General features: G+C 69.6%; 7 protein-coding genes. All 7 read left to right on the top strand.

Annotated elements, in window-relative coordinates; genetic code table 11:
• A partial coding sequence (locus tag P0W64_RS22450) for a TIGR00730 family Rossman fold protein (protein ID WP_275482425.1) occupies positions 1-593 on the top strand: 593 nt, incomplete at its 5' end.
• Positions 590-1,138 carry a TIGR00730 family Rossman fold protein gene (locus tag P0W64_RS22445; RefSeq protein ID WP_275482424.1) on the top strand — a complete coding sequence of 183 codons (549 nt, stop codon included), beginning with the start codon at positions 590-592 and terminating at the stop codon, positions 1,136-1,138. The genes P0W64_RS22450 and P0W64_RS22445, both read left to right, overlap by 4 nt.
• A gap of 143 nt (positions 1,139-1,281) precedes the next feature.
• Entirely contained in the window at positions 1,282-3,084 is a 1,803-nt protein-coding gene (locus tag P0W64_RS22440; RefSeq protein WP_275482423.1) for a long-chain-acyl-CoA synthetase, read from the top strand.
• Positions 3,085-3,139: 55 nt separating this feature from the next.
• Positions 3,140-3,952, top strand: coding sequence for a dihydropteroate synthase (gene folP / locus P0W64_RS22435; protein WP_275482426.1), 813 nt, complete (start codon positions 3,140-3,142; stop codon positions 3,950-3,952).
• Complete coding sequence (locus P0W64_RS22430) at positions 3,949-4,863, top strand: glucosyl-3-phosphoglycerate synthase (protein ID WP_275482422.1); 915 nt, start codon at positions 3,949-3,951, stop codon at positions 4,861-4,863. Before folP ends, P0W64_RS22430 begins: the two co-directional genes overlap by 4 nt.
• A gap of 22 nt (positions 4,864-4,885) precedes the next feature.
• Positions 4,886-5,233 carry a DivIVA domain-containing protein gene (locus tag P0W64_RS22425; protein WP_275482421.1) on the top strand — a complete coding sequence of 116 codons (348 nt, stop codon included), beginning with the start codon at positions 4,886-4,888 and terminating at the stop codon, positions 5,231-5,233.
• Between the two features lie 121 nt (positions 5,234-5,354).
• Positions 5,355-5,522 carry a DUF3117 domain-containing protein gene (locus P0W64_RS22420; RefSeq protein WP_275482420.1) on the top strand — a complete coding sequence of 56 codons (168 nt, stop codon included), beginning with the start codon at positions 5,355-5,357 and terminating at the stop codon, positions 5,520-5,522.
• Positions 5,523-5,596: the final 74 nt, after the last annotated feature.

Raw genomic sequence — 5,596 nt, 5'->3', positions numbered from 1 at the left:
CGTCGCTGCGCGACGCCGTCACCGTCTTCGGCTCGGCGAGGCTGAAGCGGGACTCGCCGGAGTACGCGACCGGCGTGGAGCTGGGCCGGACGCTCGCGGAGGCCGGATACGCGGTGATCACGGGTGGTGGGCCGGGAGCGATGGAGGCTGCGAACCGCGGCGCCAACGAGGCGGGCGGCATGTCCGTCGGGCTCGGCATCGAGCTGCCGTTCGAACAGGGCCTCAACGACTACGTCGATCTGGGCATCGAGTTCCGCTACTTCTTCGTGCGCAAGACGATGTTCGTCAAGTACGCGCAGGCGTTCGTCTGTCTGCCGGGCGGATTCGGAACGCTCGACGAGCTCTTCGAGGCGCTGACGCTGGTGCAGACGGACAAGGTCACCCGGTTCCCGATCATCCTGCTCGGCGAGAAGTACTGGGGCGGGCTGCTGGACTGGATCCGCGGCACGCTCGAAGCCGAGGGCATGATCTCACCGGGCGACATCGACCTGCTGCACGTCGTCGACAGCGCGCAGGAGGCCGTCGATGTGATCACGCGCAGCCACGCAGAGCTGGCGCACCCGCACCACGACGTCGCGGTGGAGCCCCAGTGAGTGAGACGACGACGGCGGTCGCCGTCTTCTGCGCCTCGGGCCCGGTGCCCCAGCCGTATCTCGACCTCGCGTCGGACGTCGGGACCGCGCTCGCCGAAGCGGGACTTACCCTGGTCTCCGGCGGCGGCAACGTCTCCATGATGGGCGCGGTCGCGCGGGCGGCGCGTGCGGCGGGAGGGCACACCGTCGGCGTGATCCCGCGCGCGCTGGTCGAGCGGGAGGTCGCGGACACGGACGCCGACGTGCTGAAGGTCGTCGACACGATGCGCCAGCGCAAGCAGATCATGGACGACACGGCGGATGCGTTCCTCATCCTCCCCGGCGGGGTCGGCACGCTCGAGGAGTTCTTCGAGGCATGGACCGCCGAGTACATCGGCATGCACACCAAGCCGGTCGTGCTGCTGGACTTCGAGGGCTTCTACGCGCCTCTGCTGGACTGGCTCTCGGATCTGCGTGAGCGGGGCTTCGTGTCGGCGCGAGCGTTCGCGACGCTCCGCCGCGTGACGACGGTGCCGGAGGCCCTCGCCGCGTGTGCGCGGGCTTGAGCGGCCCCGGGTAGAATCCGCGCCGTCACGTACCGTTGAGACGTACGTGCGTCACCGCGGTGCAGGCATACGTGCGTCACTCCAGCGGTGACGGCATACATGTCACCAATGGTGACGACGGTAGGAAGGGCGGGCCCGGGACCTTGAGCGAGACGCGGACATTCGGCGTGAAGGACGTGGTGCTGGGCGCGACGGGCCTGCTGCCCGATCTTCCCCTGCTACTCAGGGAGGGCCCCTCGATCCTGCTTCGCAGGCAGGGCAGCCGCGAGACCATCGGATCGGTCTTCCAGAACCGCGCCTCGAAGCACCCCGAGCGCCCGTTCCTCAAGTTCGAGGGCGAGTCCCTCTCGTACGGTGAGGCGAACGCGCGCGTCAACACCTATGCGCGGGTGCTCGCGGACCGCGGCGTGCAGACCGGGGACGTCGTCGGCGTGGTGATGCACAACCACCCCGACATGGCACTGGTGATGCTCGCTGCGGTCAAGCTGGGCGCCGTCGCGGGCCTCGTCAACTACAACCAGCGCGGATCGGTGCTGGCGCACAGCCTGAAGATCCTGGACACGGGCACCATAGTCACCGACGACGAGGGGCACGAGGCCTTCGACTCGCTAGACGCCGCGGACACCCCCGCCGACGGTGTCGTGCTGGCTTTCCGCGATCTGGCGGCCCAGGCAGACGAGGTGTCGGCCGAGGATCCGTCCGCCTCGCGCGACCCCGAGGTCACTGCGACGCTGCCGGCGTCGACGAAGGCCTTCTACGTCTTCACATCCGGCACCACCGGCCTGCCCAAGGCGTCGATCATGACGCACTACCGCTGGCTCAAGGGCATGTCCGGCTTCGGCGCCACCGGGGTGCGCATGCGCGCGGACGACGTCATGTACTGTCCGCTGCCGCTGTACCACAACAACGCGGCGCTGGTCGCGCTAGGATCGGTGCTGGTCAGCGGGGCCACGCTCGCGATCGGGCGGAAGTTCTCCGCGTCTCGGTTCTGGGACGAGGCGAACCTCAACGGCGCCACCATGTTCATCTACATCGGCGAGATCTGCCGGTACCTCCTGGGCCAGCCGCCCAAGCCGACCGACCGGGACAACAGGATCCGCGTCGCCGTCGGTAACGGTATGCGGCCGGAGATCTGGTCGGAGTTCACCGAGCGCTTCGGTATCGCGCGGGTGATGGAGTTCTACGCCGCGAGCGAGACCAACATGGCGTTCGTCAACGTGTTCAATCTCGAGGGGACCGTCGGGCTCTGCCCGCTCCCGCACGCCATCGTCGAGTACGACCTGGACACGGGCGGGCCGCTACGGGGGCCCGACGGCAGGCTGCGCAAGGTGGGGAAGGGGGCCAACGGCCTGCTGCTCACCAAGATCACCAAGAGCGCGCCGTTCGACGGATACACCGACGACGACGCCAGCGAGAAGAAGCTCGTGCGCGACGCCTTCTCGGACGGCGACGTCTGGTTCGACACCGGCGATGTCGTTCTGAACCAGGGCTGGTTCCACATCGCGTTCGTGGACCGCCTGGGCGACACGTTCCGATGGAAGGGCGAGAACGTGGCGACCACCGAGGTGGAGGGGGCGCTCGACGAGTCCGACCAGGTCGAGGGTTCGATCGTGTACGGCGTCGCGATCCCCGGGGCCGATGGCAAGGCGGGCATGGCCGCGGTGAAGCTCGTCGAGGGAGCCGAGTTCGACGGTGCCGCGCTTGCGAAGGTTCTGCGGGACGCGCTTCCCGCCTACGCGATCCCGCTGTACGTGCGGATCGTCCCGTCGCTCGAGGTGACCTCGACCTTCAAGAGCCTCAAGGGCGAGTTGCGCAAGCAGGGCGCCGACGACGTCGGCGACGACCCGCTGTACGCGTTCGTCGGAGGCGCGGACGGCTACGTCCCGGCCTACGATGATTTCGCCGCCGACGTGGCCGCGGCGAAGGTGCCCGACCTGCGTGGCTGAGCCGCCGGGATCCACCCTGTGCGGGCGTCCGGTCCCGACGGACCGGGCGCTGGTCATGGCGATCGTCAACCGCACCCCCGACTCGTTCTACGACCGCGGCTCCTACTTCGCCGACGATGCCGCCATCGCGCGCGTGGGCGCCGCGGTCGCCGAGGGTGCGGACCTCGTCGACGTGGGAGGCGTCAAGGCCGGACCCGGCCAGGAGGTCGACTCGGCCGAGGAGATCCGCCGGACGGTCCCCTTCATCGCGCGGATCCGGGAGGCGCATCCGGACCTGATCATCAGCGTCGACACGTGGCGTGCAGCGGTGGCCGAGGAGGCGGTCGCGGCAGGCGCCGACTTGATCAACGACACCTGGGCGGGCGCCGATCCCGACCTGCCGCGCGTGGCGGCGTCCACGGGCGCGGGCCTCGTCGTCTCGCACACCGGTGGCCAGGAGCCGCGGACCCGCCCGCACCGCGTGCGCTACCCGGACGTGGTGACGCAGGTGCGGGACGCCCTGGTGGCAGGTGCCGACGCGGCCTGGGAGGCCGGCGTACGTGAGGACGGGATCGTCGTGGACCCCACACATGATTTCGGAAAAAACACCCATCACGGACTCGCTCTGTTACGCGGCGTGGACGTTCTCGTTAAGACCGGCTGGCCTGTGCTCATGGCGCTGAGCAACAAGGACTTCATAGGGGAGACTCTGGGTGTCGGCCTGGAAGACAGGGTGGAAGGCACCCTCGCCGCGACGGCACTGGCGGCCCACGAGGGCGCCAGGCTGTTCCGGGTACACGAGGTGGCCGCTACACGCCGGGTGGTGGAGATGGTGGCGTCGATCGACGGTCACCGGCCGCCCTCCCGCGCGGTAAGGGGACTCGCATGACCTACCTGACCCGTACCTTCGAACGACCGCACTGGACCGCGGACTACCTCGTCGCCGCGAAACACGGGCGCACCGTCTCCGTGGTGCTGCCCGCGCTCAACGAGGAGGCGACGGTGGCCGCTGTCGTCGAGTCGATCCGCCCGTTGCTGGGCGGCCTGGTCGACGAGCTCATCGTGCTCGACTCCGGGTCGACGGACCGCACCATGGAGGAGGCCGCGCGGGCGGGAGCCACCGTCATCACGCGCGAGGAGGCACTCCCCGATATCCCGCCCCTGCCCGGCAAGGGCGAGGTGCTGTGGCGTGGTGTCGCGGCGTCGAGCGGTGACCTCATCGCCTTCGTCGATTCCGATCTCATCGACCCGGACCCGGAGTTCGTGCCCAAGTTGCTGGGTCCGCTGCTGCTGTGCGACGACGTCCAGCTGTCCAAGGCGTTCTACCGGAGGCCGCTCAAGTTGGGCGACGCCTGTGACCCGGCCGGTGGCGGACGCGTCACCGAGCTGGTGGCCCGTCCCCTGCTCGCGGCCCTGCGGCCGGAGTTGGCGGCCGTGCTACAGCCGCTCGGCGGCGAGTACGCAGGGACCCGCGAGCTGCTGTCCTCGGTGCCCTTCGCCGCGGGCTACGGCGTCGAGATCGGTTTGCTCATCGACACTTACGATCGATACGGGATGGCGGGGATCGGCCAGGTCGACCTCGGCGTGCGCACGCACCGCAACCGGCCGCTGCACGAACTCGGGGTCATGAGTCGGCAGATCGTGGGCACCATGTTGCGACGTTGCGGACTGCCGGACTCGGGCGCGCCGTTGACCCAGTTCGCGCTCGCGGGCGATCGGTTCCTGCCCGTGGACTCGGAGGTGTCACTCGCCGATCGGCCTCCGATCGACTCCCTGCAGGCGGTCCGACGGGCGAGCTGAGCACGTCAGGCATGATGGCTGCATGGTGATCCTGCTGTACGTGCTCGGCATGGCCGTGGTCGTCGCGGTCCTGTACGGCGTCGTCGTGGTGGCGTTCGGACGCGGTGACGACACACCGCCGCTGCCCGCCGACGCGACACCCACGGTGCTGCCCGCCGAGGACATCACCGCCGCCGATGTGCGGGACCTCCGCTTCACCCAGGTGGTTCGCGGATACAAGCCGGCCGAGGTGGACTGGGCGCTCGAGCGGATGGCGCTCGAGATCGACACGTTGCGCGCACGTCTCTCGGTCGCCCACGCCGGAGCGTCCGCCGAGCGTACGGACGTGCGCCCGCCGGAGTCGGACGAGCCCGGCGATATCCGCGAATAGGTCCGTTCCCGAGCAGTCGCTAGGTGTGCACTGCACTTTTAGTTCTGTGCACGGGCTAGAATCGATCCGGCAGCCGACAGGGGAGACCCGGGACGGCCGGTGAATCTGAAGGGAGCAACGGATGGCGGCGATGAAGCCACGTACGGGGGACGGCCCCCTTGAGGCAACCAAGGAGGGGCGAGGCATCGTGATGCGCGTACCGCTCGAGGGCGGTGGGCGGCTCGTGGTGGAACTGACCGCCGACGAGGCAGCCGCACTCGGCGAGGAGTTGCGCGGCGTCACGGCCTGACGTGACTGCGAATCCAGCATCCCGGCGTGGGGGGGGGGGGGGGGCGGCCCGCCCCGCGCCCGGGGCCCCCCCCC

Source organism: Tsukamurella sp. 8F (assembly GCF_029167375.1).
Classification (GTDB): Bacteria; Actinomycetota; Actinomycetes; order Mycobacteriales; family Mycobacteriaceae; genus Tsukamurella.
This window is presented reverse-complemented; position numbering and strand designations above follow the sequence as displayed.

Bases quoted from the DNA above. Each gene is read 5' to 3' on its own strand.
- folP (WP_275482426.1), top strand. From the start codon at position 3,140: ATGGCGATCGTCAACCGCACCCCCGACTCGTTCTACGACCGCGGCTCC.
- P0W64_RS22430 (WP_275482422.1), top strand. From the start codon at position 3,949: ATGACCTACCTGACCCGTACCTTCGAACGACCGCACTGGACCGCGGAC.
- P0W64_RS22425 (WP_275482421.1), top strand. From the start codon at position 4,886: ATGGTGATCCTGCTGTACGTGCTCGGCATGGCCGTGGTCGTCGCGGTC.
- P0W64_RS22420 (WP_275482420.1), top strand. From the start codon at position 5,355: ATGGCGGCGATGAAGCCACGTACGGGGGACGGCCCCCTTGAGGCAACC.